At 64.8% G+C, this 26,605-nt stretch carries 16 protein-coding genes and 1 pseudogene; 12 read left to right on the forward strand and 5 right to left on the reverse strand.

Going from position 1 to position 26,605, the window contains the following annotated elements; all coding sequences use genetic code 11:
* Position 1 precedes the first annotated feature (1 nt).
* From AB7531_RS10920 to AB7531_RS10930, 3 genes are all read left to right on the forward strand, one after another.
* Entirely contained in the window at positions 2–1,780 is a 1,779-nt protein-coding gene (locus tag AB7531_RS10920; RefSeq protein WP_063981729.1) for a GMC family oxidoreductase, read from the forward strand.
* Positions 1,781–1,862: 82 nt separating this feature from the next.
* Entirely contained in the window at positions 1,863–3,023 is a 1,161-nt protein-coding gene (locus AB7531_RS10925; RefSeq protein WP_441279949.1) for a c-type cytochrome, read from the forward strand.
* Between the two features lie 69 nt (positions 3,024–3,092).
* Positions 3,093–3,344, forward strand: a complete 252-nt coding sequence (locus AB7531_RS10930; RefSeq protein WP_063981731.1) for a DUF6894 family protein — start codon at positions 3,093–3,095, stop codon at positions 3,342–3,344.
* On the opposite strand, the pseudogene AB7531_RS10935 reads toward AB7531_RS10930, so the two are convergent.
* Positions 3,277–3,531, reverse strand: a pseudogene (locus tag AB7531_RS10935) (hypothetical protein); the annotation flags it as partial. The gene AB7531_RS10930 and the pseudogene AB7531_RS10935 sit on opposite strands and share 68 nt — an antisense overlap.
* Positions 3,532–4,088: 557 nt before the next feature.
* Here AB7531_RS10935 and AB7531_RS10940 point away from each other — a divergent pair.
* The 5 genes from AB7531_RS10940 to AB7531_RS10960 all read left to right on the forward strand — a co-directional run bounded on the left by AB7531_RS10940 (position 4,089) and on the right by AB7531_RS10960 (position 19,838).
* Positions 4,089–13,091 (forward strand): peroxidase family protein, encoded by a 9,003-nt coding sequence (locus AB7531_RS10940; RefSeq protein WP_063981732.1) that lies wholly within the window; start codon positions 4,089–4,091, stop codon positions 13,089–13,091.
* Positions 13,092–13,175: 84 nt separating this feature from the next.
* Positions 13,176–14,933, forward strand: a complete 1,758-nt coding sequence (locus AB7531_RS10945; RefSeq protein WP_063981733.1) for a type I secretion system permease/ATPase — start codon at positions 13,176–13,178, stop codon at positions 14,931–14,933.
* Positions 14,930–17,494 carry a calcium-binding protein gene (locus AB7531_RS10950; RefSeq protein WP_063981734.1) on the forward strand — a complete coding sequence of 855 codons (2,565 nt, stop codon included), beginning with the start codon at positions 14,930–14,932 and terminating at the stop codon, positions 17,492–17,494. The genes AB7531_RS10945 and AB7531_RS10950 overlap by 4 nt, the downstream gene beginning before the upstream one ends.
* Before the next feature lie 9 nt (positions 17,495–17,503).
* Positions 17,504–18,859: an HlyD family type I secretion periplasmic adaptor subunit gene (locus AB7531_RS10955; RefSeq protein ID WP_063981735.1), complete on the forward strand. Its 1,356-nt coding sequence runs from the start codon at positions 17,504–17,506 to the stop codon at positions 18,857–18,859.
* Positions 18,860–19,175: 316 nt separating this feature from the next.
* Positions 19,176–19,838, forward strand: coding sequence for a LuxR C-terminal-related transcriptional regulator (locus tag AB7531_RS10960; protein WP_063981736.1), 663 nt, complete (start codon positions 19,176–19,178; stop codon positions 19,836–19,838).
* A gap of 85 nt (positions 19,839–19,923) precedes the next feature.
* On the opposite strand, the gene AB7531_RS10965 is transcribed toward AB7531_RS10960, so the two are convergent.
* From AB7531_RS10965 to AB7531_RS10980, 4 genes are all read right to left on the reverse strand, one after another.
* Positions 19,924–20,289 (reverse strand): hypothetical protein, encoded by a 366-nt coding sequence (locus AB7531_RS10965; RefSeq protein ID WP_063981737.1) that lies wholly within the window; start codon positions 20,287–20,289, stop codon positions 19,924–19,926.
* 257 nt (positions 20,290–20,546) lie between these two features.
* Positions 20,547–20,951, reverse strand: a complete 405-nt coding sequence (locus AB7531_RS10970; RefSeq protein WP_063981738.1) for a baeRF12 domain-containing protein — start codon at positions 20,949–20,951, stop codon at positions 20,547–20,549.
* Positions 20,952–21,615: 664 nt separating this feature from the next.
* Positions 21,616–22,029, reverse strand: coding sequence for a cupin domain-containing protein (locus AB7531_RS10975; RefSeq protein ID WP_063986168.1), 414 nt, complete (start codon positions 22,027–22,029; stop codon positions 21,616–21,618).
* 105 nt (positions 22,030–22,134) lie between these two features.
* Positions 22,135–22,569, reverse strand: coding sequence for a DUF1003 domain-containing protein (locus AB7531_RS10980; RefSeq protein ID WP_245328573.1), 435 nt, complete (start codon positions 22,567–22,569; stop codon positions 22,135–22,137).
* On the opposite strand from AB7531_RS10980, the gene AB7531_RS10985 reads away from it, so the two are divergent.
* The 4 genes from AB7531_RS10985 (at position 22,544) to AB7531_RS11000 (ending at position 26,501) form a co-directional block, all read left to right on the forward strand.
* Positions 22,544–23,569 carry an ATP-binding protein gene (locus AB7531_RS10985; protein WP_245328574.1) on the forward strand — a complete coding sequence of 342 codons (1,026 nt, stop codon included), beginning with the start codon at positions 22,544–22,546 and terminating at the stop codon, positions 23,567–23,569. The genes AB7531_RS10980 and AB7531_RS10985 overlap by 26 nt on opposite strands.
* 156 nt (positions 23,570–23,725) lie before the next feature.
* Positions 23,726–24,412, forward strand: coding sequence for an antibiotic biosynthesis monooxygenase family protein (locus AB7531_RS10990; RefSeq protein ID WP_063981740.1), 687 nt, complete (start codon positions 23,726–23,728; stop codon positions 24,410–24,412).
* Positions 24,413–24,831: 419 nt separating this feature from the next.
* Positions 24,832–25,767 (forward strand): LysR family transcriptional regulator, encoded by a 936-nt coding sequence (locus tag AB7531_RS10995; RefSeq protein WP_063981741.1) that lies wholly within the window; start codon positions 24,832–24,834, stop codon positions 25,765–25,767.
* Complete coding sequence (locus AB7531_RS11000) at positions 25,764–26,501, forward strand: peroxiredoxin-like family protein (RefSeq protein WP_063981742.1); 738 nt, start codon at positions 25,764–25,766, stop codon at positions 26,499–26,501. The genes AB7531_RS10995 and AB7531_RS11000 overlap by 4 nt, the downstream gene beginning before the upstream one ends.
* Positions 26,502–26,605: the final 104 nt, after the last annotated feature.

A 26,605-nucleotide genomic window follows, 5' to 3' on the forward strand; every position in this document is an offset into this window, starting at 1 on the left:
CATGTCCCGAAGGCTTCCCAGGAAAGACGTCGTCATCGTCGGTTTCGGCTGGACCGGCGCGATCATGGCTAATGAGCTGACCGACGAGGGGCTCGAGGTCATCGCTTTCGAGCGCGGTCCATGGCGCGACGCGCCGACGGATTTTCCGCCGGGCTACATGCAGGACGAACTTCGTTATCGCATCCGGCACGAGCTGTTCCTGCGTCCGGACCAGCTGACGTTCACGTTCCGCAATAAGATGGACCAGACGGCGCTGCCGATCCGGAGCTGGGGCGCGTTCATGCCGCCGAACGGCGTCGGCGGCGGGGGCGTGCACTGGAATGCCGAAATGTGGCGGTTTCTCCCGTCGGATTTCGTGCTGAAGACACATCTGACCGAACGCTATGGCGCGGCGTTCCTGCCCCCGGATATGACGATCCAGGATTGGGGCGTGACCTATGACGAGCTCGAGCCGCATTACGATCGCTTTGAATATCTGTGCGGCACGTCGGGGACGGCCGGAAATCTGAGCGGCAAGATCATGGACGGCGGCAATCCGTTCGAAGGGCCGCGGTCCCGTCCTTATCCGACCCCGGCGCAGGCCCAGCCGTTCAGCCATACGCTGTTCGGGAAAGCCGCGCGCGAGCTCGGCTACAAGCCGTTCCCGCAGCCTTCGGGCAATCTCTCGCAAGCCTATACGAACCCGCTGGGCATGCGCCTTGGCCCCTGCACCTATTGTGGCTTCTGCGAGTGGTTTGGCTGCGGCAATTATTCCAAGGCCAGCCCGCAAACAACCATCCTGCCGCATCTCATTCGAAAATCGAACTTCAGCCTCCGCGACAATTCAGAGGTTGTTAGGATCAATGTCGATCGTTCAGGCAAGCGCGCTACCGGCGTGACATTCGTGGACTCGAGCGGCGAAGAATGGGAGCAGCAGGCCGACCTCGTGATCCTGTCGGCTTACACGATGTTCAACGTGCAGCTTCTTCTGCATTCGCAAATCGGGCAGCCCTACGACCCCGTCACCAACACTGGGGTCGTCGGCCGAAACTACACCCACCAGACGATCTCGTCGGTCAATGGCTTCTTCGACAACAAGAAGTTCAACTTCAACCCGTTCATCGCATCGGGTTCGATCGGGATGTGTATCGACGAGTTCAACGGCGACAATTTCGATCACGGGCCGCATGGTTTCGTCGGCGGCGGCTATGTCGGCCAGGTGCAGACAGGTGCTCGTCCGATCGAAAGCACCCTGGTGCCGCCGGGAACGCCGGCATGGGGCGCCGACTGGAAGAAGGCGGTGAAGGACAATTATCTCAGCACGGTCAAGCCCGGCACCGGTGTGCATGGCAGCTTCTACGCCTACCGCGACATCTACCTGGATCTCGACCCCACCTATAAGGACCGGTTCGGGCGTCCGCTGATGCGGATCACGATGGATCTCAAGGAGAACGAGATCAAGCAGAACAAGTTTCTCACCGACAAGTTCGCCGAGATCATCAAGGCGATGGGCGCTGAAAAGCTCGCCGTGCAGTATCGAACCGCGCCATACGACATAACGACCTACCAGACGACGCATCTCAACGGCGGTGCGATCATGGGGGCCGATCCCAAGACAAGCGTCCTCAACAAATATCTGCAGAGCTGGGATGTCCCGAATCTGTTCGTGATGGGGGCAAGCGCCTTTCCGCAGAACGCCGGCTACAACCCGACGCTCACGGTCGGCGCGCTCGCTTATTGGTCGGCGGCCGCGATCCGGAACCAGTACCTCAAGAATCCCGGAAGGCTGGTCGATGCGTAGGATTCCTCGCGTATGCACGCTCGTTTGCGCGGTGCTCGTTTTGGCGTCGCTGGCTGGCCGCGCGCATGCCGGCTCCGCAAACATGCAAGAGTTCACCCAGATCGAACGCGGGCGCTATCTGTCGATCCTGTCGGACTGTGCCGGCTGCCATACCGTTCCCGGCGGCAAGCCGTTTTCGGGTGGGCGGCCGATCGAAACGCCGTTCGGCAAGATCATATCGCCCAATGTCACGCCCGATCTGGAAACGGGCATTGGAGCCTGGAGCGACGATCAATTCGATGCCGCGGTGAGAAAGGGTATCGGACGAACCGGCGCGCATCTCTATCCGGCCATGCCTTACAATGCGTACACCCGGATGTCGCGTGACGATGTGATGGCAATCCGGGCCTATCTGACTTCGCTGGAGCCGGTCCGAAATTCGCGCAACGCGGATACGCTTCCGTTTCCATTCAATATCCGCTCAACGATGATCGTGTGGAACGCGCTCTACTTCACGGCAGGTGAATACAAGCCGGAACCGACCAAATCCGCCGAATGGAATCGCGGCAAGTTCATCGTCGACGGGCCGGCGCATTGCGGAGCCTGTCACACGCCGAAGACGCTGCTCGGAGGCGATCGAACCGATCAATATCTGCAGGGAGCAAATCTCCAGGGCTGGTCGGCGCCTGACATCACCAACAACCGGCGGACAGGACTGGGCAGTTGGACGGCAGACGATGTCGCGCTCTACCTCAAGACGGGGCACAATCGCGCTACCGCTGCGACAGGGCCGATGGCGGAGGCCGTCGAGCTGTCGACGTCCAGGATGAAGGATGAGGATACGAAGGCTATTGCGACGTATCTGAAATCATTGCCGGGCAACAAGGATGAGGCGAGGCTTGCCCCGGTGGGTGCGAACGTGATGGCGGCCGGAGGCGCGATCTACCGGGACCAATGCTCCGCCTGCCACGGGATCGAAGGCAAGGGCGTTCCCCACCTATTTCCCGCCCTCGCAGAGTCCACGATGGTGCGCTCGAATGATCCCACAACGGCAATCCGAATCGTGCTCCGCGGTGCGCGAAGTGTAGGTACGATGGCCGAGCCGACGGCGCCCGGGATGCCCTCCTACGGATGGCAGCTCGATGACCGCGAGATCGCGGCGGTCCTCAGCTATATCAGAAACAGTTGGGGGGCGGCGACTGCCCCGATCGACGCAAAGGACGTGACGCGCGTTCGGTCCGACACGGCGTCGCGCAACGATTGAGCTGACCGATCTCGGATTCGCCGGCCTATTAAAGTGGTAGGCGGAGTCCGTGCTGGTTCTGGCCTGATCATGCAGTTCGAGCTCGCACCACGTTTCTTTCACGCGTCCCGCTCCAACGCGAAGAAAGTGTTCCTCGATCACCACGGCGCCGTGGTGAACGATCTCGCTGAGGTGCGCGTTCATGCGACCCCGCTCGTGCGATCCTTCACCAACGAGCGCAGCCTCGAGGATTGGCGTCACTGGGTGCTGCATGTCAGCGACGACCAGGGCGTTGGGCTCTTCGTCGTCCCTTTCGTCCTCGTGCTCGGCAAACGGCATTGAGGTCAGCATGCGCGCAACACGATGGGCGACAGTACCGCTTCACCGAAAGGTGAACGACGTCGCCAGAGAACGCGATTACCGCGGCGACTTCCTCGGGTTCGCACACGCGGCCTAACGGGATCCGCTCGGCGAACTTCGCCAGCAGCTTCTTGTCATCCATCATGTCTTCCGTCATGCCCGTACGCGTCGGGCTGGGACAGAGTCATCGCCTTCAGGAGCCGGAAACTCCCATATACATCGATGCCCTGTTGGCGGATCAGCACCGATCTGCGGGTTAGAAGGGCCGATGTTAGGATCAGCGAACTTCCGGGTCCTCACGATTGACACGACGCGAAGACGTCGCCGGCCTGGAGCGCTCTTGACGCTTGCGATGCGGTGCTCCGGCAGTCCTCGGCCCAGCATTGCATGTTCCGCACGCCATGATGCCCGATCGATGTGACGGCTTCTCCGATCGGGCGCGGCCAAGTCTCCCGAAAACATCCGGAAAACACCGCTTCACCCGCCGCGCCGAGGCGCTGGCGAAGCGAGGATGGTCGTCCGCCGATCGGACCAAGGTCCTACGACCATGGTCGGCCGAAGCGCCAGACCTCGGTCCCACGAGTTCGTTGGACCTTGTACCCTGTCCCGTTGTTCACAGAAAAATCTAACCTGAGCCCATAGGAGCCATCCGACGCGGACGGCTCGCAAAAATTTCAACGGCTCGGCCGCCGCGGCGGACCGTGCGCCACAACAGGTGAGGCCGCCATGGTTGCGTACATCAGGAGCGATCTGGATTTCATTCTCGCGCAGATCAAGGTCGCGGAGAAGCACGCCGCCTATATCGTCAATCCGCTCGACCCGAACGCCGCGCCGCTCTACGGAGCCGGTCTGGCCGGCCAGGTCGGCTCGGTCCCATCCTACAACCTCAGCATCGGTCTTCGTACCGTCGACGGACAGAACAACAACCTGCTGCCCGGCCAGGAGAAGTGGGGCGCCGCGGACATGCCGTTCCCCGAACTGCTGGATCCGACCTTCAGGCCCGCGGAAAACGTACCGGGCAATTTCCTGCCGCCGGGCGCGCCCGCCGTGCCGACGTCTTACGCGCCGTCCAACAACCCGGGTTCGATGGTGTTCGATTCGAGCCTGCGCACCATCTCTAACCTGATCGTCGATCAGACGCTCGCGAACCCGGCGGCGATCATGAAGGGCCTGCAGTCCGGCGGGATCGTCGAGGCCACGCTGGCTAACGTCGCTCTCGTGCAAGATATCTACAACGCCTTCAAACCCGCGCTCGACGCCGAGTATCAGGCCCGCGTGGTGATGCAGAACGCCAAGGCGGCGGCGAACCAGCTGAGCGACGGCGACGAGTCCACCGTTCCCGGCGCGGCCGAACAGGCGGCGATCGACGCCTTCGCGGCGGCCACGGCGGTGCACAACGACATGCTCAACGATCTGGCGGTGGCGCGCGCGGTCCGCGATGCGGGCCTCGAGCCGTTCGGGATCACAATGGACGGCGACAACGTCCAGGTCGTCAACGTCTCTCCGGACGTCGGCCTGTCGGCCCCGTTCAACTCCTGGTTCACTCTGTTCGGCCAGTTCTTCGATCACGGTCTGGATCTCGTCAACAAGGGCGGCAGCGGCACCGTGTTCGTTCCGCTCCAGCCGGACGATCCGCTGTACGTGCCGGGTAGCCCGACCAACTTCATGGTCCTGACCCGCGCCACCGTCAGCCCGGGCGCCGACGGCGTCATGGGGACGGCCGACGACGTGCGTCCCGTCAACACCACGACGCCGTTTGTCGACCAGAACCAGACCTATACGTCGCATGCCTCCCACCAGGTTTTCCTGCGCCAGTACGCGCTCGACGCCAACGGCGTCCCGCACGCTACCGGCCAGCTGATCGAGGGCGGCGGAGACCAGCCGGGCGGCATGGCCACCTGGGGCGAGGTCAAGGAACAGGCCAAGATGCTTGGCATCCTCCTGACCGACCAGGACGTCGGCGCGGTGCCGCTGCTTCGCACCGACCCGTACGGCAACTTCATTCCGAATGCCGCGGGCTTCGCCCAGGTGATCACCGGCGTCGGCGCCGACGGCATTCCGAACACTGCGGACGACATCGTCATCTCCGGCACCTCGACGGCGCCGGTCAGCGTCGCCACCGCGATCCGTATCAACGCCGCCTTCCTTGCCGACATCGCGCACGACGCCGTGCCGAACGGCATCGCCGACGGCGACATTGAAATCGGGCTGCTCAACCCCGGCAACAACCCGGCGGTCTACGACAACGAACTGCTGGACGCCCACTTCATCGCCGGCGACGGCCGCGCCAACGAGAACATCGGCCTGACCGCGGTCCACCACATCTTCCACTCCGAGCACAACCGGCTGGTCGAGCACACCAAAGAGATCGTCCTGGCCTCGAACGACCTGGCCTTCCTCAACGAATGGCTGGCCGTCGACCTCGCCGCACTGCCGACGACGCCCGCTCAGATCGCCGCCCTCGTCTGGGATGGCGAACGCCTGTTCCAGGCCGCCAAGTTCGGCACCGAGATGCAATACCAACATCTCGTCTTCGAGGACTTCGCCCGCAAGGTGCAGCCCAACATCGACTTCTTCGTCGTGCCGGACGGATACCACGCCGACATCAATCCGAGCATTGTCGCCGAATTCGCGCACGTGGTCTACCGCTTCGGCCACTCAATGCTGACCGAGACGATCGACCGGCTCGACCCGACCTTCACTAACGACCAGATCGGGCTCATCGAGGCCTTCCTCAACCCGATCGAATTCGACTCGGGCCACACCGTCGCGGACAGCGTCGCCGCCGGCAACATCATCCGCGGCATGACGCGGCAGGTCGGCAACGAGATCGACGAGTTCGTCACCAGCGCGCTGCGCAACAATCTGCTCGGGTTGCCGCTCGATCTGGCTACCATCAACCTGGCCCGCGGCCGCGATGCCGGCGTGCCGTCATTGAACGCTGCGCGCCGCGACTTCTTTGAGGCAAGCAGCCACGCCGAAGAGCTGCGGCCCTACGCGAGCTGGGTCGACTTCGCGAGCCACCTCAAGAACGAGGCTTCGATTATCAACTTCGTCGCCGCCTACGGAACGCACACGCTGATCACCGGCGAGACGACGGTCGAAGGCAAGCGCGACGCGGCCATGGCGCTGATCTTCGGCACCAGCTTCGGCGACGTCGTCGTTCCGACCGACCCGGCCGAGCTCGCGGCATTCAATGCCGACCGCATAGCCTTCCTCAACGCGACCGGCATCTACGCCGGCGGCTCGCTGGGCGGCCTCGAGAACGTCGATCTCTGGATCGGCGGTCTCGCCGAGAAGGTCATGCCGTTCGGCGGCATGCTGGGCTCTACCTTCAACTTCGTGTTCGAGGTTCAGCTCGAAAAGCTGCAGGACGGCGACCGCTTCTACTACCTGCAGCGGCTCGACGGGCTGCATCTGTTGTCAGAGATGGAGAACAACACCTTCGCCAAGGTAATCGGCCTCAATGCCGACGCCGGCCATCTGCCTTCGGACGTGTTCTCCACGCCCGGCCTCATCCTCGAAGTCGACCAGACCCGGCAGTGGAATCCGGGGCTCAATTCGGCCGATCCGACCGGTGGCACGATCCTGACCCCGCTGGTCCTGCGCGACAACCCGGCGACCGATGGAGCCGAAGCGAACTACCTGCGCTATACCGGCGCCGACCACGTCCTGTTGGGCGGTACCGACCAGGCCGACACGCTGATCGCCAGCGAGGGTGACGATACCCTCTATGGCGACGCCGGCAACGACCGCATGGAGGGCGGCGCCGGCAACGACCAGTACATCGGCGGCGACGGTGACGACATCATCACCGACCAGTTCGGCGACGACATCATGCGCACCGGCCGCGGCCACGACGCGGTCAACGCCGGCCAGGGCGTCGACCTGATCGTCGCCGACGAGGGCAATGACTTCATCGTGCTCGGCGCCGACAGTCTCGATGAGGCCTTCGGCGGGGTCGGCAACGACTTCGTTCTCGGCAGCAAGACCACCGAGCAGACGCTTGGCGGCGAAGGTGACGACTGGATCGAGATCGGCGCCTGGACCGGCGCGGTCGGCGACAATTTCGACGACCAGTTCCAGCTCGATGCCGTCAAGGGCCACGACGTGTTCCACGGGGACGGCGGCTTCGACGAATTCATTGGCGAAGGCGGCGACGATATCTGGTTCGGCAGCCTTGGTCGCGGCAAGTTCGACGGCATGTCCGGCTACGACTGGACGACCTACGCCAACATGAATCTGGCGGTCGACGTCGACCTCAACCGGGTGATCCTGCCCGGTCTGCCGGTGCTTCCGGGCAACGCGGCGCTCGACAGTTTCACCCAGGTCGAAGGCGCGTCCGGATCGGCCCACAATGACGTCATCCGCGGTTCCGACGTCACCGCCGACCTCGTGCCGACCGAAGGCTTCCGCGGCAGTGCCCTGGATGCCGAGGGCATCGCCCTCATCACGGGCCTGCAGGCGCTTCTCGCCGGCGCGGGACCGGCCTCGTTCGATGCCAACGGCAGCTTCGTCGGCGGCAACATCCTGCTCGGCGGTGCCGGCAGCGACCTCATCGAAGGCCGCGGCGGCGACGATATCCTCGACGGCGACCGATGGCTGCGGGTGCGCATCGCGGTGATGTCCGACTTCGACGAGAACGGCCCGGTCGGCAACACCGTGCTCGAGTTCCACGACAGCATGACGACTCTGGTCCAGAAAGTGTTCTCGGGTCAGATCAATCCTGGCCAGCTCAAGATCGTCCGCGACATCGTCTCCGACGGCGCGGCGGCATCGGACATCGACACCGCAGTCTACTCCGACGTCCGCGCCAACTATTCGTTCTCGGCGCGCGCCGACGGCACCCTCGTGGTCTCCAACACCGGCGGCCTCGATCCGCTCGATGGCACCGACCTGCTGCGCAACATGGAGAGGTTGCAGTTTTCCGACGGCACTCTCGGTATCGTCGTAGGCACCCCGTTCAGCGACAATGGCCTCGCCCCGCAGGGCCCGCCGTCCGACAACCGTCCCGTGCTGAACGGTTCGGCGACCGACGACATCATCGTCGGCCTTGCCGGAGCCGACGTGCTCAACGGTCTCGGCGGCAACGACATCCTGGTCGGCGGTCCGGGTTCTGCGACGGGAACGATTGCCGACAACTTCAATTCGGGCGGCTATTCCGGCAACGATGGTAATGCTGCAAACTTCGCCGGAAACTGGACGGAAAACGACAACAACAGCGCCACGAGCGGCGACATCGAAATCGATGGCAATCGCCTTCGTTTCAACGAGACCGTCGATGGCGGCGAAACCATCGAACGCTCGATGAACCTGGCGGGGGCTACGGCCGCAACGCTGTCCTTCAGCTACGAGGATGACAATCTCGGCGTGGGCCAGAGTGTCATCGTCGAGGCCCGCAACAGCGGCAGCGGCACCTGGGAAGTTCTCGGCACGCTCGGCAGCACCACCGCGACAGGCAACGGCAATTTCAGCGCGACGCTGACCGCTGCCCAGATCGGCGCGAACTCGGGAATCCGCTTCCGGACAACCGGCGACGGCAACAACTGGGACAACGGTGACAATTTCTACGTCGATAACCTGACGATCACGATCGTCAGAGCCGGCATCAACGGCGGCGTTGACACCCTCAACGGCGGTCTCGGCAATGACACCTACGCGTTCGGGCTCGGCGACGGCAACGACCTCATCAACGAAGCTGTCAATGCCGCCAGCGGCGGCACCGCCGACCGCATCTCGATCCAGGCTCCGAACGCGGTCGATGCGTCCGGTCAGCCCATCATCGACCCGGTGACCCTGCTTCCGGTACCGACGATCACCGCGTTGGACGCCTTCGACAGCAGCACCGCGACCCAGACCGGCGACCTGGTCATCAATTACAGCCTACCGACCGGGCCTACGGGCTCCGTCGCCCAGTCCATCACGGTGGCAGGCCACTTCACCGGCAACAACGCGCAGACCGGCGTCGAACGCATCAACTTCAACGGCGCGACTTTCGCCGGCTATGCGCTCGGCGCGGAGGATTACTTCATCAGCCGCTCCGATCCGGCCGACCGGGCAGGCGGCGACGTCGACATGTCGCTGAATGCGGTGACCAACACTCAGGCCAACTTCGTGGTGGGCGAGCAGGGCGTCGACGACGAGATCACTGGCGGCGGCCTCAACGACCTGATCTTCGGCGGCACCGGCAACGACGACCTCGTCGGCGGGCTCGGCGACGACCTCCTGGTCGGCGGTGCGGGCAACGACGATCTCGACGCCCGGCTGAACCTCGCTGGTGACGACTTCGAAGGCGCCGTCGGCGCCGACACGATGGTCGGCGGTGCGGGCAACGACACCTACGGCATCGACGATCTGCTCGATGTCGCGATCGAGGCCCAGGACGAGGGCACCGACACCGTCGAGACCTTCCTGGCCGAGCTTTCCATCGCGAGCATGGCCAACGTCGAGAACCTCACCTACCGCGGCGTCGACGCCGACCAGTTCATCGGCACCGGCAACGCCGGCAACAACGTCATCACCGGCGGCGATCTGGCCGACACGCTGAGCGGTCTGGCGGGCAACGACACCCTGAACGGCGGTCTGGGCAACGATACGCTCGACGGCGGCGACGGCAACGATACCCTCAACGGCGGCGACGACGTCGACACGCTGACAGGTGGGCTCGGGGCCGACACCCTCAACGGCGGAGCCGGGGCCGACGTCATGGCCGGCGGCGCCGACAACGACATCTACGTCGTCGACGATGCCGCCGACGTGGTGACCGAACTTGCGGCCGGCGGCACCGACACGGTGCAGTCCTCGGTCTCATACACAGTCGGGGCCGAAGTCGAGAACCTGACGCTGACCGGAGGCGACGCCATCAACGGCAATGGCAACGCGCAGGCCAACACCATCGCCGGCAACGGCGCCAACAACCAGATCTTCGGCGGTGGTGGCAACGACACCATCGATGCCGGCAACGGTACCGACCTGGTCGACGGCGGTACTGGCGACGATACGCTGAGCGGAGGCACCGGCGGCGATACCGACACCATTATCGGCGGCGCCGGCAGCGACACCATCAACGTCAGCGATGGCAACGACGTGGTGGTCTACAACGCCGCCGGGTTCGGTGCCGATACCATCACCGGCTTCGACTCGACCGCGGCCGGGGGCCAGGACCTGATCAACCTCAGCGCCCTCGGCATCACGGCCGCCAACCTGGCGACGCGTGTTGTCGAGACCCAGGTGGGCGCCAATACCGTGCTCACGGTCAGGGATGCGTCCCTGGCGACGATCGGCACCATCCAGGTCAACAACACGACGACGGCCGCGATCGACGCGTCCGACTACGTCCTTGCGCAGGCCGCGCCGGCGCCGTTCGGCACGGCGAGCGCCAACGCCGACGTCATCACCGGCAACGGCGGTGCCAACCTCATCGACGGCCTCGGCGGCAACGATACGCTGAGCGGCGGCGGTGGCGACGATGTCATCCTCGGCGGCGAGGGCGCGGATACCCTCAACGGCGACGACGGCAACGACACGTTGACCGGTGGCACCGGCAGCAACAACGGCGCTTACGTCGACAGCTTCGGAGCCGCGTCGTATTCGAACAGCAACGGCACGCTCGCGTTCACGGGAAACTGGACCGAAGGCGGCGGCGAGACGACCAGCCCGACAGCAGGCGACATCTCGATCACCGGCGGCCGCCTTCAGTTCAATCAGGGCGTCGATGGCGGCGAGACGATCGAGCGCGCCGTCAACCTCGCCGGCGCGACCGCGGCGACGGTGTCGTTCACCTACGAGGACGACAATCTCAACGGCGGCCAGACCGTCATCGTCGAGGCACGGAATGTCAACACCAACGCCTGGGAGGTCTTGACCGGCGGAACGCTGGGAGGCGGTGCCAACGGCACCTTCAACTTCAGCGCCGCCCTGACGCCCGCCCAGATCGGCTCGAACTCGGCCATCCGCTTCCGGACTACCGGCGACGGCAACAACTGGGACAATGGCGACAACTTCTACGTCGACAATTTCACGGTCAACGTCACCGCGCCGGGCCTCAACGCCGGGGCAGACACGGTCAACGGCGGTGCGGGAGACGACACCATTGTCTGGAACGCCAATGCGACGGCGGTCCCGACCGATGGCCGCGACATCGTCAATGGCGGCACCGAAGGCACCGCGGGCGACACCTTCGTCATCAATGGCAACACCTCCAGCGAGGCCTACACGATCTATACGTTGGCCGCCTGGGATGCCGTTGCCGGCAACGACATCGCGAGCTTCGGCGGGCGTACGCCGGAAATCGTCGTCACAAGAGGCGGTTCGGCCTTCGCCAACGTGATCGCGGAACTGAGCGAGATCGAAGAGATCCGCATCAACGGCATCGAACCGACTGGAGCGACGGGCGGCGCGGGAGCAGGCGATACGTTCACGGTCGTCGGCGACTTCACCGCGACCAGCCTGCGCCTCAACACCATCACGATCGATAGCGACGAGGGCGACGACACGATCGACATTTCGGCCCTCACCTCGGCCCATCGCATCGTGTTCAAGTCCAACGGCGGCAACGACACCATCATCGGCGCCCTCCAGGCCGAGGACGTGATCGAGCTTCCGGAAGGGGCGGATCCGGCGACCTACCACCTGGTCGAGAACCAGGACGGCACCAAGACCATCTCGAACGGAACCCATTCGGTCACCTTCTCGGGCATGGTGCCGCCCCAGTTCGAACCCAATGAGCCGGACGAGGACGACGAGGAAGAAACCGAAACGCCGAACGAGGATGACGAGGCGCCAACGGCGGGCGGTGACGACGAAGAAGAGACCGAGACCGCAACCGACGGCGTGGTCCGGAACGGCACGGCGCAGTCCGATACGCTGGTCGGCACACCCGGCGACGACAGCATCGTCGCCTTCGCAGGAGACGACATCGCCGTCGGCCATGCTGGCGCCGATGCGATCTCGGCCGGCGAGGGGGCCGACTTCGTCAACGGCGGTGCTGGCCGGGACGTGATCTTCGCTGGCGCGGGCGACGACCACGTGTTCGCCGGAGCCGACGCGGACATCGTCTACGGCGATGCCGGGGCGGACCGCATCTTCGGCGATCAGGGCGACGACCTGATCAACGCCGGTGCGGGCGACGACACCGTGTTCGGCGGGGCCGGCAACGACCTGATCGTGGCCGAGATTGGCGATGGCAACGACGCCTATTTCGGCGACGAAGGCGCCGGTGGGTCGGGCACCGACACGCTCGACATGTCAGCGGCGAGCACGGCCGTCACCGTCAACCTGGGTTCCGGCCCGCTCGCGAACGGCAGCGCCTCGAGCTCGCAGACCGGCAACGACACGCTGTGGGGCATCGAGAATGTCACCACCGGCTCCGGCAACGACGTCATCGTCGCCGGCACCGCCGCCAACGTGATGAAAGGAGGGCTCGGCGACGACACCTTCCGCTTCAGCTCGGTGGAAGCGGCCAAGGGCGACACCATCGTCGGCTTCGAGCCGGGAGACCGCATCGACCTCAGCGGCATCGACGCGAACTACGCCGTCGACGGCAACCAGAGCTTCACACTGGTTTCCGATGCCGCGTTCACCGCGGCCGGGCAGCTCGCGGTGAGCTACGAGACTCACAACGGTCAGGAATTCACCGTCATCCAGGGCAACGTCGACGGCAACGCCGCCGCCGACTTCAAGATCGAGATCGCGGGCCACCAGAACCTCGGCTCCAACGTCACGCTCTAGCCTCACGACCCTATGCCGGAACGGGAGACCATCTTTCCGTTCCGGCCAGATTTCTGTTCCTCGCACCTGAGGGCATCCAAACAAATGGCTAAACCGAAAGAGCTCACACCCGCGAAGCGCCGGCGCCTGGCCGAGCTGACAAGGGGCTTCCGCAGCATCGTCCTGTTTCTGTTCGTGGTCTCCGGCATGATCAACGTGCTGGCGCTCACCGGCTCCGTCTACATGATGCAGATCTACGACCGCGCGCTGACCAGCGGCAGCATCCCCACCCTGGTGATGCTCTCGGTGCTCGCGATCGGGCTCTATCTATTCCAGGGTGCCTTCGACGTCGTCCGCTCCCAGGTGCTGGTGCGGGTTGGCGCCCGGATCGACCGCAAGATCGCGCCGCTGGCGCATCGCGTCGCCATCGACATGCCGCGTTTCGGCTTCTCCACCTCCGAAGCGCTGGAGCGCGGGCGGGACGTCGACACCGTCCGTGGCTTCCTCGGCAGCCAGGGCCCCTCGGCGTTGTTCGACCTGCCCTGGATGCCGATCTATCTGGCCTTCATCTACTTCCTTCATCCGATGCTCGGCGCGTTGACCTTCGCGGGCGCGCTCGTCCTCGTCGTGCTCACCGTGGTCAGCGAAGTCATGACCCGCCGTCTCATCGTGTCCACGCGCAAGGCGGCGACGGAACGCAACGGCATCGCCGACTGCAACGCGCGCAACGCCGAGGTGCTCAAGGCGATGGGCTTCGCAGGCCGCGCCGTCGGCCGCTTCAACGAGGCCAATGCCGAGCATCTCGATCTGCAGACGAAGGCCAACGACATCACCGGCGGGTTCGCCGCGGTTTCGCGTGTGCTACGCATGGTGCTGCAGTCGGCCCTGTTGGGGCTCGGCGCCTACCTCACCATCAAGGGTGAGCTTTCGGCTGGCGCCATCATCGCGGTCTCGGTCGCCTCGGCGCGCGCGCTGGCCCCCGTCGATCTCGCGATCGGCAACTGGAAGGCCTTCATCGCCGCGCGGATGGCCTACCAACGGCTGCGCGAGACCGTCATCGCGCTCGCCTCCGCCGACGAGCCGATGCGGCTGCCCGATCCGACCGCCCGTCTCTCCGTCGAGAAGATCACCGTGGCGGTCCCCGGGACCGGACAGGTGGTGCTGAGCGAAGTCGCCTTCGAGCTCGAGGCCGGCCAGGCGCTCGGCATCATCGGCCCCAGCGCCGGCGGCAAGACCACGCTGGTGCGCGCGCTGACCGGCATCTGGCCGGCGCTGCGCGGCAGCGTGCGGCTCGACGGCGCCGACCTGACCCAGTGGCGCGAGGACGACCTCGGCAGGCACATCGGCTATCTCCCCCAGGAGGTCGCGCTGATGGACACTACCATGGAGGAGAACATCTGTCGCCTCGAGCGCCAGCCCGACTCCCGCAAGGTGATCGCGGCCGCCAAGGCGGCCGGCGTCCACGAGATGATCGTCAGGCTGCCGGAGGGCTATCGCACCAGGTTGGGGCCGCAGGGCTGCGCGCTTTCCGCAGGTCAACGCCAGCGCATCGCGCTGGCGCGCGCGCTTTACGGCAATCCCTTCATGGTGGTGATGGACGAGCCCAACTCCAATCTCGACGGCGAGGGTGAGGCGGCGCTCACCGCGGCGATCGAGGGCATCCGCGCTCGCGGCGGCGTCGCCATCGTGATCGCGCACCGCCCGAGCGCGCTGGTGGCGGTCGATCTCGTCGCCATCGTCCAGGCCGGCCGCATGGTCGCCTTCGGCAAGAAGCAGGACATCATGACTCCTGTCCTGCAGCCTTCCGCGCTAACCCCGGCCGGCACGATTCCCGTAGAAGCCCAAATGCGGAGGCCTGCATGATCAACGTCCAGGCCACCCGCAAGTCCACCGTCGAGACTGCCCCCGGCCGCGAGGACTACGAAGAGAAGCAGGATCGCAGCCGCCGCTTCGTGCCGCTGATCTTCTTGCTCATCGTCGGATCCTGCACAGCCTACCTCAAGAGCTTCCTGCCAATGAAGCTGGGGGCCAGCGAGGACCGTGAAAAGGTCCGCGGCTCGGGCGAGGAGGAGAACCTGAAGGAGGACGCGCTCGCGGCGGCCGAGGAGCCCGCGGAGGAGCAGCCTGAGCCGCCCCGGTCGTCGGGCTGGACCGAGGAGGGCAGGATCGTCGCGCACGCCGAGGAGGAGCGCGCCGTAGGCGGCGGTGCGACCGATTTCAGCGCCCAGGCGCGCACCGACAAGCCCGAGCTGAACAACAAGGGGTCCGGCGCGAGTCCGAAGGTCGCCAACGACAACCACCGGCCTCGCCAGGAGGACTCCGGCTCCGGTGGTGGCAGTGGCGGTGGCGGAGGAGGTGGCGGCGGAGGAGGTGGCGGCGGCGACAGACCGCGCGACCCGCCGGCGCCGGATCACCGCAACCGCGCGCCCCGCGTCTCCGGCGCGGTGCATCTTCCCGACGTGGTGGCCTGCCACGGTCTGGCGATATCGATGGCGGCGCTGCTGGCCGGCGCCACCGATCCGGACGGCGACAATCTGACCGTGGTCGGCATCTTCTCCTCCTCCGGCTCCCTGGTCCGCACCGAGGACGGCTGGGAATTCGACCGCGCGCCGAACATGCTCGGCGAGGTCAAGCTGACCTACGCGATCAGCGACGGCTCCCACATCGTCATGCAGACAGCCTACTTCAATGTGGTTGAGGCGCCGCCCATCGTCGGGACCGAGAGCGACGACATCCTGCTCGGCACACAGTGCGCCGAAACCATCGCGGGACTCGGCGGAGACGACAACATCGACGCCAGAGGCGGCAACGACCGGATCTCGGGTGGGGCCGGCGACGACCATATTTTGGCGGGCGCGGGCCACGACGTGGTCTATGCGGGCGACGGCAACGACACCGTGTTCGCGGGCACGGGCAACGACGTGGTGTTCGGCGGCACCGGCGACGACCGTCTGTGGGGCGACGAAGGCGACGACACCCTGCTGGGTGAGGAGGGAGACGACCACCTCGACGGCGGCGCGGGCCGCGACATTTTGCTGGCGGGAGCCGGCGACGACACCCTTGAGGGCGGTGACGGCCACGACCATCTCGACGGCGGCGAGGGCGCCGACCGGATGTCCGGCGGGAGCGGCAACGACATCATCGCCGACGGCGGCGGAAACGACGTCGCCACCGGCGGCGCGGGCAACGATATCGTAATGGCGGCCGCCGATGCCGCGGACGACGGCTTCGCCGGCGGCGCCGGCGTAGACACGCTGGACTATTCATCGGCTACGCGTTCGATCAGGGTGGATCTGGGCTCGGGTACCGCCTCCGGCACTGACATCGGCAACGACGCGATCGCGGAGTTCGAGATCGTCATCGGCGGCGCGGGCGACGATACCCTCACGGCCGCTGGATCGGCTTCGGCCTCGATCGACGGCGGCGGCGGAAACGACGTCGTGGCCGGGGGCGCCGGCGACGACACGCTGACCGGCGGGACTGGCAACGACACGATCTCGGACGGCGGCGGATCTGATACGGTCGCCGGCGAGGCCGGAAACGATCTGGTTCTCGCTGGGGCCGATGCCGCGGACGACAGCCTCGACGGCGGTGCCGGGACCGACACCCTCGACTATTCCTCGGCCATCAAGAAGATCGCCGTGAATCTCGCCTCGGGCCGAGCCTTCGGTGAGGATATCGGAGAGGACGCGATCGCAGAGTTCGAGATTGTCGTCGGCGGCGCGGGCGACGACGTCATGACGGGGAGTGCGGGAGCCGACACTCTCGCCGGCGGGGCCGGCAACGACATCATCGCCGACGGCGGCGGAGCCGACAAGGTGGACGGCGGCAGCGGCGACGACGTCGTGCTGGCGTCGGCCGACGGCACCGACGACGCCTATGATGGCAATTCGGGTCAGGACACCCTCGACTATTCGGCGACCACCGTCACCGTCACGATCGATCTGCGCAGCGGCACCGCCGTGGGACGTGAGATCGGCAAGGACCTGATCGATGGCTTCGAGGTGATCATCGCGGGCTCCGGTGACGACGTGATCATCGCCGGCAGCGGCGCGGTGGTCCTGACCGGCGGCGCCGGCGATGACTGCTTTCAGTTCCAGCGCGGTGATGACGGCGCTCAGCAGCAGGACGTGGTCAAGAAGATCACCGACTTCACAATCGGCGACAAGATCGTGGCCGCGACCTATCAGATTACGATCAAGGAAGGCTGCGACGCCGAGGAGCAAGTCGCTGACCTGTTTGAACAGATCTACCTCGACGAGAACCACGGCGGCCACAATCGCCAAGTGCGCTTCCGCTTCGAGGAACTCGCCGAGGGCAAGTACACCGCCATCGACGTCGATTACGGCAACGACGACGCAGACGGCATGACGATCGAAGTCGCCGGTCACCACCATCTGCAATTCTCGTCGATTCATTCCTGAGGTGAAGCCATGAAGCATGTCGCTGCATCTGAATTCGCCCGCTTGGAGCATCCGGCTATCGACGCGCCCCGCGAACGGCCGTTGCGGCTGTGGCCGCGCATCGTCGCCGGCCTCGTGCTGAGCGCGCTACTGGTCGCCGGTTGCGGCGGCTGGGCCGCCTGGGCGATGTTGGAGGGCGCGGTGGTCGCCGCCGGAACGGTCAAGGTCGACCAGAACCTCAAGGAGGTGCAGCACCGCGACGGCGGCATCGTCAAGACACTGTCGGTGCGCCAGGGCGACCAGGTTCGCGAAGGCCAGGTGCTGGCGACCCTCGATGACGTCCAGATCAAGGCCGAGCATCTGATCGTGCGCGCGCAGCTGGTCGAGGCGCTCGGGCGCCGCGCCCGCCTGGTGGCCGAACGCGACAACCTGACGTCCGTCGAGTTTCCCGGCGACATGCACGCGTTATTCCCTTCGACCGCCGGATCGGTGATCCACGGCGAGGCCCGTCTGTTCGCCGGCAACAAGACCGCGCGCGACAGCCAGAAGGAACAGCTCGAGCTCAGCATCGCCCAAACCGGCGAGGAGATCAGGGGCATGGCGGCCCGCCTCGCCGCCAAGGAGGAGGAAGGTAAGCTCGTCGGTGCCGAGCGCGAGAAGCTGCAGTCGCTCTTCGAGCGCAAGATCGTCGAGTACCAGCGCGTTTATACCTCCCAGCGCGACTACGCCCGCATCATGGGCGAGCAGGGCGAGATCCAGGCGAGCATCGCGCGCGCCAAGGTGAGGACCAGCGAGATCCGCGTGCAGATCATCGCCGTGGACCAGAACGCCTCGACCGAGGCCCAGAAGGACCTGCGCACAGTGGAGGCGCGCATCGCCGAGCTTCAGGAGCGCAAGCTCGCCGTCGAGGACCGGCTGTCGCGCACCGAGATACGTTCCCCGGCGTCCGGCTACATCAACGAACTGTTTGCCTACACGGTGGGCGGCGTCATCACCCCGGCGGCCAAGATCGCCACCGTGGTGCCGGAGAACGCCGACCTCAAGTTCGAGATTCGCATCTCGCCGGCCGACATCGACCAGGTGAGGGTTGGACAGCCGGCGCGCATCCGCCTCTCCGCCTTCAACCGCGCCACCACGCCGGAGCTGAAGGGCAAGGTCGCGATGGTGTCGCCGGCCTCGGCCCGGGATCCGTCCAACGGCCAGGAGCACTACATCGCCCACGTCCGCCTGCTTCCGGCCGAGGCGGACCTGATCCAGCACAAGGGACTGAAGCTCGTTCCCGGCATGCCGGCGGAGGTCTTCGTCTCGACCCAGGAGCGCACCGCGGCCTCCTATCTGGCCAAGCCCGTCATCGACCAGATGACACGCGCCTTTCGGGAGCGCTGAGGCATGACGAATTTCCCCGCCGACACACCGAGGAAGGCATCGACGCCGAGGTGGCCGCCGGGGTTCCTTACGTTAACCTTTCAGCGAAGGGGAGCGTCGGGAGCCGCGAACCGGCGACATTCGGCGGGGGTTCGGAGGCCTTCCGGCCCAGCACCGCAGCCCGGGCATCTTGCCACACCTCCGGAATATCCAAGGACGGATTCCACGAATTGGTATTTTCTTTCGGGCTCGGGGATTTTTCTTTCCTCGTGAATGCCTTGGAACCGTCGTTCTCCACCGGCGGAAGTTTTAATGATGGCTCTTTTGGGTGGGTTTGATGAGCGATATTACGATCGCGATTGTCGAGGACCAGCCTTTGATGATGACGGCCCTCACGACCTTTCTTTCGGCGTCGACCGATTTCAAGATCGTCGCCTTCGGCGTCACCGCCGCCGACATGATCCGGCTGGCCCGTTTCCATGTCCCCAGGCTGATGATTCTGAGCCCCTCCGTCCCCGACGAGACCTACGACGCCATCCGCACGATCCGCAACGTCCTGCCTGCGATCAAGATCGTCGCCTACACCTCCCAGCACGGCGTCGACCATGCCGTCCGGGCGCTCGACGCCGGCGCTCACGGCTACGTCCTCAAGCGCTCCTCGGCCGACGAGTTGATGGCCGCCGTCCGGGCCGTGCTGAAGGATGAGACCTATATTACCCAGGGCTTTGCGGTCCGGGTGATCGACGCGCTCCGCAACACCGACGTCCGCCACCGCGTCGCCGAGGCCATCAAGCTCAGTCAGCGCGAGGGGCAGATTGTCCGGCTGCTGCTGCGTGGCATGACGAACAAGGAAATCGCCGCGACGCTTCGCATCACCGAGAAGACGGTCAAGCACTACATGACCGAGCTGATGCAGAAGATGCAAGCCAGGAACAGGGTCGAGGTCATCATCGCCGCCCAGAGGATGTCCGAGTACCGACTCCAGTCGCTCGACGCCTGAAACAGGAAAAGGATTCGCGCTGCCCGCTCCGGCCGGTTTAGTCCTTCGCCCGAATCCTGTTCGTATCGCTCCCGGCAGCGGACACCTACCCTGCAGCGTCGGAACCGGAAATTCCGGGCCGAAGAAGGCGATATGCGCCGACAAGACCGAGCCCGATCGGAGATCCCGTTTTTCGTCTGGAAAACGGGATCTCTCTCTCGTATCGATCAAACTGCAGAAGTCTCGTTTGCTGGAGAAATAACGCGTTCGGTCCTGGTCGGGTTGCTATCCCGACGTTGCTGAACTGGCTGCCCGTTCGGGTGTAGATGCCCGTACCGGCGTTGAGCTTGATCGAATTCTGACGATCGATCGGCAGCGCGACAGTAAAACCCGTACGCATGGTCTCTTGTTCGTTGTCGCCCTTCTTGCCGTCTACGGTGGTGCGGAGGCTTCTGAAATAGGTGCCATCCAATGAAATCCATGCGCCGGAGAGTGAAACCCCAGCGCAGGAGCTAGGCCAAGGAAACCGTAAACTCGGAATGCCGTCTGGGGGAGCGTAGGTAGCGGTCTCCCGCTAACAATTCCCCCGAGGGGGATCCGAGCCTGCCATGGCGGGCTCATAGCTCAATGCCAGCAGACGATCGCCCTTAACCGCGACCATCCGCAACGGCATGTAGGTTAGCCAACCGCTTAAGTCACGAAGGGCGAAGTTCGCTCGGCAGTGGCGCGTCAGGCGTCGGCGATCAGTGAGGCGATGTCCTCGAGCGGACGCCGGCTGAAGTCCTTCGCGAGCTCCCCTAAGATCTTGTCTCTCAGGTCGCGATTGAAGTGCTTGCGCATCTCTCCCAGGATTCTGGGATCGGAGACGACGACCAAGTGTTCGATGGTTCCGTCAAGGCTGAGCTTGTTCAGGAAAGCCGCCGTCGCTGCCGCGAAGTCGTCCTCGACGAGCCGCCTCCCGTCGGGGTTGGCTGAGCCGGAACGATGCCGCGCACCCAAGCCCGAGTGGGCGGACTGAGGCGGAGCCGCCGTGATCTCGACCAAGTGGACCCCAGGTTTCACGCCTGTATTGTGGAACAGGCGGATCGTCTCGCCGTCAGCGACAGCTACTGTCGCACCGGTAGGCAGAATCATCGAAAGACCTCCCGTTCACGATCCCGCACTGACACGGCGGGCTATGTACTTGTCAGCCGGCGTGTTGCTGCGTCTCTTAAGCTCCCGGCACGGAACTCCTCAGAGCAGGGCAGTACAACGATCGCCGTAGGAAGCGGCGCGGCGCGCACGGCGATCTTGGCGGCCGAGAAGTCGGTGTGCTGGGGAACGCCTTCCCGCCGGTCGACGATCACTCGAAGATTGAGTCCTTGGCGGTCGAAAGGAAAATCACCTCTCGCTATGGAGTCGATAGCCGACCGTTATCGGAATGACTGAAAGACGCTTGGCGCCGCGGCGGGACTACGGCGCTTCCCTCTGCGAGCACTCGCGCAAGCGGTCGCCGGAAGCCCCGCCTTTGCCGAAGCTTGTTCGAAGGCAGATGGAAGCTTCGGCCCGGATGCCTCGGTACTCGTCGCGACATTGGAAGCGCGCGCACCCTTCGCGATGTCGGGACGACCGGCGCAATGTTCCGCGGCGTTTGCCCGGCGTCGTCTCGACGCGGGTCGGCTACGTCAAGAACTTCGCCCACCGCAACCGCGCTACGCACGCGGCAGCGATGGAGATCGCGTCCGGTTCGACCAAGACGAGCTTCAGCGACCGGAAAGAGTTCTTCTGCCAGATCTCCCGCGCGCCGTGGTCCCCGCCCTTAGGGGAACGTCAGGCCGAATGCAGCCGGATCGGGCTGCTCGCCTTTCCGGGGGACCAAGAAGCGTTCCAACCCACCCGGCACGAAGCTGAGCAGCAGGGTCGCCTGGTCGCCGACCACCTCGATCGTATGCGGCACACCGCGGGGAAGAGCCGCGTAGGCGCCTGGTCCCACCTCGATACGGGCATCGCCGACCCGCGCGATTAGCTTCCCTTGCACCACGTATAGTAGCTCGTCCTCGCGCGTGTGGGTGTGTAGCGGCGGTTCTTCCCCGGCTCGCACCGTCCACAGGACAGTGCCATATTCGCCTCCGGACTGGCTGCTCTCCACCTTCATCTCGACGCTCGAGCCTCCGCTCGAGGTCACTGTCTCGCCGCCGTGCGGCACCGTGAGAACCGGCTTGTGAACTGACATTGTAACCTCCTGATTGCGCGTCGGATGAGCCCGGCACCGTGCAAGCATGGAATTCCGTGCGGCGAATTGGAAATGACGTCACGCCATGAAATCAATAGCTGCGCGTCATGATGGCGGTTCGCTTTCCGCATCGGACTCGCGTGCATCCGACGTTGACTGCTCGAGCAGCTCGGTCAGCATCCTGATGGCCTCCGTTGGCTTCAGGACTTCGCTCACGTAGCTGTTCGATCTTCTCATGCAGCAATCTGAGCTTCGCCCTACATTGATCCGGTAGTCGCTCCCTGCGGCTTTGCGATCGATATCTTGCTGCTTGTTCTGGCTTAGCATGATGATCAGCGCTGCGTTGCCGCCTGGGCGCGCGGCGTGCCGATAACGGTCGGCTATCGACTCCATGGCAAGAGGTGATTTTCCATTTTTCGGTGCTGGACCCAATCTTCGTGCCGTCGTCGCCCGCCCGCGTGTACAGGCCGAAGTTGGCGTACTGTTGGACGATCGCAGGCCAGGAGTTTCCCAGATGCTGATCAAATATTCATCCGACATTTCCTTTCCCGGCGAGGTCGAGAGCCCTCTGCCGGAGGATGTCGTCGTGCTTGCGGGCCGCGCCGGCGTCGCGCTTGGGGTGCAGCGCCCACTCGGCGTGAGAGTGCGGAGCGTCAGCGGTCACGGCAGCGGTGTGATCGCGTCCAGGCGCGTGGAGATTCCGGTCGTCGGGGGCTACGGCGAGATCTCCGGGGTCCTGTTCCGAACCGCCCCACGGTCAAGCACGCGCCGCGTGGCCTTCGCCCGCGGTTCGGAGGGGGAGAGGTCGATCGGGGACGTGGCGCAGTTCGTCGTCCACGACATCAACAACCTTCTCGCCGTGATCAGCGGCGGCCTGCGGCTGCTCGAGTGCCGGAGCGACGCCGCTTATCGAGAGGCGATCGTTGGCAAAATGCAGGAGGCGATTACGCGAGGCGTGTCGCTCAGCCGCCAGCTCCTCGATACTGCGCGACCATGCCGCAAGTCGATCGACGGCTTTGTCGCAGGCAGTCGTCTCGCAGCGATCGCGGGTACGCTTGACTGGGCGTTGCGCCCGGACATCACTGTCCGCACCGAGATCGCGCCTGACTTATGGACCTTCAATGCCGACCCGGAAGAGCTGTACTTTGCGCTCCTGAATCTCTGCCGAAACGCAGACGATGCCATGCCGGCCGGCGGCACGATCACCGTCGCGGCGCGGAATGTCGAGCCGTTTAGCGCGGACCGCGGGTTCATTGAGATTGTCGTCGCCGACGAGGGGGAGGGCATGTCTGAGGAGGTCCTGTCGCAGGCGTTCCTTCCGTACTTCACGACAAAGGCGGCTGGCGGCGGCAGCGGACTCGCGCAGGTTCGGCGCTTCGCCGAAGGGCGGAGCGGTGCGATCAGTATAGAGAGCGAGCGAGGTGGCGGCACGCTGGTCCGCCTCTGTCTCCCGCGTGTCGACGATGCGGGGGGCCGGAGCAGCTTTGTCGGTACGCGGATCACGCGCACGCCGTCATCCAAAACTCCCCGCGGTCAGTGACTACCGCGGTGTGGCGGGAAGGCCGGAGATGCGGAAAAGCGGGAACGCGCCCGCGGGGGCTTCCCATCCGGCGAATCACCGTGAATGCGACGTATGGTCGGGCCACTTCGACACCGAATCGACTACATCGCGGCACTCTAGGAACGAGATAAGACTATGTTTTCCGTGATTTTCGAAGCCCTCCCCCATAAAGGGAAGTGGGATAACTACCTCGACAACGCCAACATGCTGCGCCCCGAGCTGGAGCAGGTCGAGGGCTTCGTCGACAACATCCGCTACAAGAGCCTGACACGCGAGGGCTGGATCCTTTCGCTTTCGAACTGGCGGGACGAGAAGTCGCTCGTCCGTTGGCGCATCCGCATGCGCCATCACGAGGTCCAGCAGAAGGGCCGCGATGAAATACTCGCAGGCTACCACCTCCGCGTCGGTCAGATCACTGCCGACAATAAGGTGCCCGTGGGTTACGCCCTCAGGGAGCAGCGGCTCGATGAGACCGAAGTCGGGGAGGGGCTGACAGTCACGCTGATCAACGCGACGCGCCCCGCGGAGTGGAAGCAGACCGACAATCCGTACGACTGCGCGGAGTGGCTCGGACTGAACCCTTGGGCCGCCGACTTCACGTCCTGGGACATCTTCGAAGCAGTGCTCACGCCTGGCGACCTGATTCTGCTCATGTCCTGGAAGGACGCCGCCGCAGCGCAGGCTTACGAGGACGCTTCCGCGCCGGATGACAAGGCAAGGGTTCGTAGAGTGCGGATCGTGCGCGACTACGGGAAATACGACCGTCGCGAGGCACCTCAATACTTCGAAGATGCCAAGGGCGGCGAGACCCTCCATGCCTGACGCCGCTCCGTCGGGAAGGGCCATGCTGCCACGAGAGTTCGACTCTGGGTTCGCTATGCCGCCCAGTCTCGCGTTTAGCCAGGCTTGGTAAGAAACAGACGATTGGCGGTTGACGAATTATCGTTGAGGCTTGCTCCGCTAGCTGTCGCACGATTGATTTCTGCACTGACGAAGGTGACGAACATGGGTACGCGGCGGCGCCGCCGCCCGTTCGGTACTCGCCCATCTCGCATGCACTAACCTGGCTCTCAGAAACTCCTGAAAGCGTGTCCGTGCGTCCTAATCAATAGGCCGAGCCGTTCCAACCTGCGCAGGCAAGTCGCATCTACTTCCCATGATCGCGACGTGCCTGTCACGCCGTCGATTGCAAAGGCTTGTCTCTATCGACAGTCGCACCTTGACGGAGAACATAACAACCCATGGAGCTTCATCAGGTTCGCTACTTCCTCGCCGTCGCGTCCACGCTCAACTTCACCCGCGCGGCCGAGCAGTGCAATGTCACGCAGCCCGCGTTGACCAAGGGGGTGCAGAAGCTCGAGCAGGAACTCGGCGGCCAGTTGATCTACCGCGAACGCCAGCTCACCCAACTCACCGATCTTGGAAAGGAGGTCCTTCCGATGCTCGAGCGCACACTGGCCTCGGCAGAGGCGGTGCGTCGCCGAGCCCAGGAGTTCCAACGCAAGGACGTTGCGCCACTGAAGATCGGCCTTGCCCCCTCCATCTCGGCGTCGCTCGTCCTCGATCCGATCGCGGAGATCGCAAAGTTCGTTCCTGGACTTCACGTCGAGCTGCGCGAGGGCGCGGCGAAGAAGCTCGTCGACCTCTTGCTTGAGGGTGAGATCAACGTCGCAATGGTTGGGGACGTGCAGGATGTGCCCGCCCGCATCGATGACTGGTCGCTGTTCGAGGAGCGCTACGTTGTGGTTCTCGCGCCGACGCACCGGCTCGCAAATCGTCCCTCGATCGGCATCGACGACCTCCGCGAGACCATCTTGCTCGAACGCGCCGACTGCGACGTGGCCCCGAAGATCCAGAAATCGTATTTCCCCGAGAGCCCGCCCCAGCTTGGCCACTGCAGCGGTCACGACCTGCACCTGCAGCACATGGCCGCGGCCGGCCTTGGCGTGATGCTCGCGCCCGAGCACATGCCGCGCCTTCCGACGCTCAAGACCATCCCGCTCGAAGGCAACCTGGTTTCACGGGAGGTACGCCTACTGGCTGTGCAAGGGCGCCGCTACTCCCCGGCGCTGGACGCATTCGTCAAGGTCGCGCGGCTTCGCGACTGGTCGGTCGAAGCCCCCGACCGGGGCGTGCCGCACGCAGCGGTCCCGGTGGTGTCGAGGGCGCCCGCATGACCACGACACGCACGCCGACGGCCAGCCGCTTCCAGCCAATCGATCCTCAGCCCGATGACTCCCAACCGATGTTAAATCAAACCAACAAGACACTCGCCCGGATTCGCACCGAGTTGTTGACGACGTTCAGCGCTGCGGATTGGGAGTCATACAACCACCTCGTGCGCTGGCTCCGAGATACAGACGTGGCATCGCACGCTCTGAAGGTTGGAGATGACGCGCCGAGCTTCCTCCTGCCGGACGCTGATGGCCGTCTCCACTCCTCCGAACGGCTGCGCCGCAAAGGACCCCTCGTCCTGAGTTTCTTCCGAGGCGGCTGGTGTCCTTTCTGCACCGCTGAGCTTTGCGCCCTGCAGGCTGCAAAGGATGAGTTCGAGAGCATCGGTGCGACCCTCGCAGTGGTGACACCCGAGACGAGGGACTTCCCGCGGCAGCTCAAGCGGAGCCTAGGCTTGGACCTGAAGGTGCTCTCCGACGTCGACTATGGCGTTGCCATGTCGTATGGCGTGCTGTTCCGGGTGCCCGACGAGACCAAAGCGCACTATTCCGGGCTAGGATTCGACTTCGGCGCCCGGCACGGGTCACCGGAGTGGATGTTACCTATTCCCGCGACCTATGTGATTGACGCGGAAGGCCGGATCCGCAGCGCATTCGTCGAGCCGGACTTCACGATACGAGAGGAGCCGACGCAAATCCTGGCCTCGCTGCGCCAGGCCGCTTCCACGTCCGAGTGAGGGCAGTAGAAGGTGGGGAGCAATATCCGGGCAAACCTGGCGATGAGCCAGTTTGAAGTGCCCTTCGACGACCGCGCACTCGCAGTTGCCTACTACGACGTAAG

This window comes from Bradyrhizobium sp. 63_E2_N1_3, assembly GCF_052076005.1.
GTDB classification, from domain to species: Bacteria; Pseudomonadota; Alphaproteobacteria; order Rhizobiales; family Xanthobacteraceae; genus Bradyrhizobium; species Bradyrhizobium barranii.